The sequence below is a fragment of the Arthrobacter sp. CAN_A6 genome, assembly GCF_015751715.1.
Classification (GTDB): Bacteria; Actinomycetota; Actinomycetes; order Actinomycetales; family Micrococcaceae; genus Arthrobacter_D.
This window is the reverse complement of the sequence record NZ_JADOUV010000038.1, coordinates 1-3,982: the sequence shown is the minus strand read 5'-3', so window position 1 is coordinate 3,982 and position 3,982 is coordinate 1. Positions and strand designations below refer to the sequence as shown.

At 57.5% G+C, this 3,982-nt stretch carries 3 protein-coding genes; 1 reads left to right on the top strand and 2 read right to left on the bottom strand.

Translation table 11 applies throughout. The annotated features are described in order from the left end of the window. Positions 1-665: 665 nt before the first annotated feature. Both IWX75_RS17435 and IWX75_RS17430 read right to left on the bottom strand, forming a co-directional pair. Positions 666-1,388: a DUF6338 family protein gene (locus IWX75_RS17435; protein ID WP_196823522.1), complete on the bottom strand. Its 723-nt coding sequence runs from the start codon at positions 1,386-1,388 to the stop codon at positions 666-668. Positions 1,389-1,468: 80 nt separating this feature from the next. Then, positions 1,469-2,539: a CHAT domain-containing protein gene (locus IWX75_RS17430; protein WP_196823521.1), complete on the bottom strand. Its 1,071-nt coding sequence runs from the start codon at positions 2,537-2,539 to the stop codon at positions 1,469-1,471. A gap of 978 nt (positions 2,540-3,517) precedes the next feature. Here IWX75_RS17430 and IWX75_RS17425 point away from each other — a divergent pair. Continuing rightward, positions 3,518-3,910, top strand: a complete 393-nt coding sequence (locus IWX75_RS17425) for a hypothetical protein (protein WP_196823520.1) — start codon at positions 3,518-3,520, stop codon at positions 3,908-3,910. The last annotated feature ends 72 nt before the right edge of the window (positions 3,911-3,982 follow it).

The window sequence follows — 3,982 nt, the reverse complement described above, 5'->3', positions numbered from 1 at the left end:
GCTCCAACGACCTCTACCAAGCACACACCACCACCTCGGACCAACAAGCGATACCCTCAGAACCACGGGCGGTGCATTGACCGGTTGAGATCACCACAGCTTTCTAAGACAACTCGATTGCCCTCGCCTCCCCACCTCTGCTCCGCAAAATGACGGGACCGCTTTTGTCTTGTGAATCGCAACGGTAAGTGGCGTAGTTTTCGCAGCGCTTTCTGGCGCTTCGTCCGGGAAGTGCGATGTAGCGGTGCCCATCTGGAGTACACCCAAACGCAACACCTGTGAGAGGTGATCGCCCTATTTGCTGTCTTTTGCAGCAGGGGCAGAGGAGGATGCTGGATTATTCGGTGGCTTCCTCGGGCCGGACTTAGGAGGACTCGACACTGGTTTCCACCCACGGGAGTTCCCCGCTTCGCTAAGCTTCGATTCTCCTTGTTTGGGAGCGGCCCTACTTTTATCGTCCGCCATGCGTCATGAGCCCCTCGTGCTGGAGGATGCCCGCGTCGAGCTCGCAGGGTTCTTCGGCGGGGTCCGCTTTTGTATTCCTGCATTACGGGAAGTCGTAAGCCCGGAGTAGCCGCCCTTTGACGGGGCAATCCACCGCGGAGTGTTCTGCGTCCCTGAAGCCTTGGAAGCCTTGGAGGGTTTGGGGTCGGTCATGGCTTCTCCTATCCGTTCCTTTCATTGTCCCCGTTGGTGACAGTGCTGTCAGCCCCCGATGCTTCCACTATGCCCCCTGCAGGTTCGGTGTCTGTGGTGAAGTCCAGGAGCCGGATGTCATCACACCGTATGTACAGACCATTAGGGGCCGAGATTTGGTCGGTGAAGACTCCGTGCTCGTCTATGGCGTAGCCCTGCTCGATGAAGATTTCTCGCGGTTCGGGGAAGGAGGTGGCGAAGGAACTGTCCCCAAACCACCCGCCCATCCAAGTGCCGTCGGATGTTTGGACTCGCACCCATCCGGCTTTGCGCCCATTGAAGGCGAAGTCCCATGCGCTGGGGGTGGGGTCCCACTGGCTTCGAAGGTTCCATTTCTGAGTGAAAGCAGAAGCGGTATCGGCGACTTTCGGAATGGTCATGACGTAGTAGATGCCACGCGCTGTAAGCCAGGGGATGACGAGGGCGAGGAGCAGCGTGCTGATCGCAACCAGCCGCCATGATGCTGGCAACCCCTCATCGTTGAGTCGGATACCCAACGGTGGGTATCCGAGCACGGCGATGTATACGCAGACGAAGATGACACTGGTAGCGATCGAGCGCAGAATCCGGATACTGAAGCTCTGCTCATCAGGGCTCGGGCCACGGACCTGCCGGCGGCTGATTTGATAGGCAAACCCCGGGACGACGGCCCCGACGATAACCAGCAGTTGCAGCAGATCCTGTGGGAACAATGCGTGTTACCTTTCGGTAGATCCGAAGAGCACATGCAGGGAGTGGTGCTGCATGTGCTCTTGAACCCTACGCGGGATAGTCAGAGCGTTCCGTCAACGGGCTGGACCAAGATAGCTATCGTCGCGTCGGCGTCATCAGCTGCTGCCAAGGTCGGCAGGGTCGCGCCATCCAAGCCGGCAAGCTCCAGGGCTGACCGACCGGCCCGATGGGCGGCGTCGATAGACTGTCCGTTGGCGATAGAGGCGTAGAACCGGGCGGCGTAGTTGATCGCATCGACATCATCGATGCTGTCCGCCATCCCGATGGCGAACGGGGTCACTGTGCTTACCAGCTCATCGATCTGTGACGCGGAGTTGCAGGAGTTTAGGAGAACGAGCTGGGGAGGGGTGTCCGTCGCCTGAACTGCGTTCGCGAAGGCCCGGGCCGTGACCACGACGCCCTTGTGAGGTGCATCTTCCTCGTCCTCAAACACGATGAGGTCATCATCGCCGTGACCTGAAAAGTGCACTACGTGGGGGCGGAACTTGGTGACGCCGTCCAGTAGGTCCTCCGTGGTCGCCGCGGGACGCACATCTAACTCGATCTGATCTCTGTGCAGTGCTGATTCCACAGCGGCACGAATTCGTTTCTGTTCCCGTGTCACTCGCAGATCGCCCTCGGAGGAGGCGCCAAGGATCAGGACACGAAGCTTTTCAGGCTTCGGCGCGAGGAGAGCCCAGAATACTCTGCCGACGGATGCCTCCGCGTTGGTAACCCGGTTTTCAAGGGCCGCTCGGTCGGCCGCGGTGCGCCGATCAGCCTGCTGTTGGTCACGCTTCCGTTTGCGCTCAGCGGCATCAGCTTCCTGGCGCTGAGCCTGTTCCAATTTGCTCTGCAGGGAGATCTCTTCTTTCCTGTAAGTGTTAACTTTGCCTTGCTGCTGGTTGGCTTCCTTGCCTGCAGTCTCGGCTTCCTTTTCTCGTCGTTCCGCCTCCTGGAGCTTGCTTCGCATCGTCGTGGGGCTACTGGTTTTACCGGCAGCCAGACGGGCTTTCATAGCATCAGAACGCTTCTGGGATTCCTTGGACCGGGCAGCCCCAGCCTTCGTCTCAGCCTCTGCACGCTGTTTTCGCTTCCGCTCAAGGTCTCTTCTGTACTGGCCTGCGCTCACAAGCTCTCCTCATGCGTCGTTGGTTTGGTTTTATGCGCGAACGGTTTTGCCGCACTTACCTCATCGGATCAACCCGTAGCGCGTCACTTTCACTCCGACGAAGGTATAGCGGCAGTAGGGGGCAGATTAACGTGGGTACTGACGGCATAACGGTCGTTCCTTTCAACGGTCAGCTTGAGCAAGCTGGTCTGAGGACAGGCTAAACCGCAGTTCTGACATTCAGCCGTATAAACGACAAGTGATGACTGGTAACTGTTGCGTTTCCGCGGGCTTGATCAAAGCCCACACCTCCCGGGGAGTGGCAGCTATATCAATCGCAGCGGCAACGTCAATCACCTCATCACGTAGTTGTTGGAACATTGTTGAACCGCCCTTACCTACTCGAGACCATTGGGGACGCACCAGAGTGAACGAAACAACCACGTGCGGAAAATTTATCCTATCGGCGACCAATGCCATCAGGATCAGTCGGGCCGGCGGAAACGGGCTCCACTCCTCGCAGGACGCTTCGCATATGCGCTCTCGGAGGCGCGACTGAAAATGAGACTGCGGGAAATAGCTATGCATCCTGTCCGTGCCTGGAACTTAGAATCTTCTGTCTTGCTGATTCGCCTCAAAATTGTCACTGCTGGTTTGTACCCTGATTGATATCTGCACGTGTTGCAGGAATAGCAGGAAAGGAGGTGAACCATAGGTAAAAGTTCAAAGCCGTCCAAGGCGGCTCTGTCCAAGGCAGGGGCAAAGCTTGCATCGGATTCCTCGAGCAAGGGGACGAAGTCCAAGGCTGGGTCAACGCTGGGGAAAGGCTAACGCCTCCTGAGTGCTTTGCGGAAGGCGGGAGTTAGTCATTCGGGCTCCCGCCTTCCTACTTGGAACAGTGAAGTCGGGAAAGTAAGTGCTGGTCTCTGCGTCTAGCCGGTGGAGGGGTGGGATGATTCATTTGGCCATCACTTATGTCAAGAGGAATTGAATAATTATATGGGATTTCACTCGTTACACCACAGCACCACCAAACAGGATGATTTACGTCCTCGACCAAGCAAAGCTCGCATGTGGATAGGCGCCGTCGTTCTGACGTTGTTCGGGTTTTTTGTGGTCTCTTCTGTGACAAACACCGAACCAGCAGGTGAGGTAACGGTGCGGACCGATTCGGTATCACAGGAGTGTGCTGAGGCCTTCGAAGTGATGCGGATTGACTACGACCGGCTGTACCAGCGGACAAACTACACCGATGATGAGGCGAATGCCCTGGAAGTTCCGCCTTTGAATGCCTGCGCCAGCGGTACTGAATGGATCGCGGCAGGGAAGCAAAACCCTGCCGCTCTCGGGTGGTCCGACGCGAATGAAGGGGACTGCCCAGACTTTGGTTGACACGGGGGGTGGGTGGTCTCTAGGCCGCGTGTGCGGCTAAGTAGATTGTCTCAAACTCGACCGGAGTGAGCT

Coding starts and splice junctions, on each gene's coding strand:
- IWX75_RS17425 (WP_196823520.1), top strand. CDS start 3,518: ATGGGATTTCACTCGTTACACCACAGCACCACCAAACAGGATGATTTA.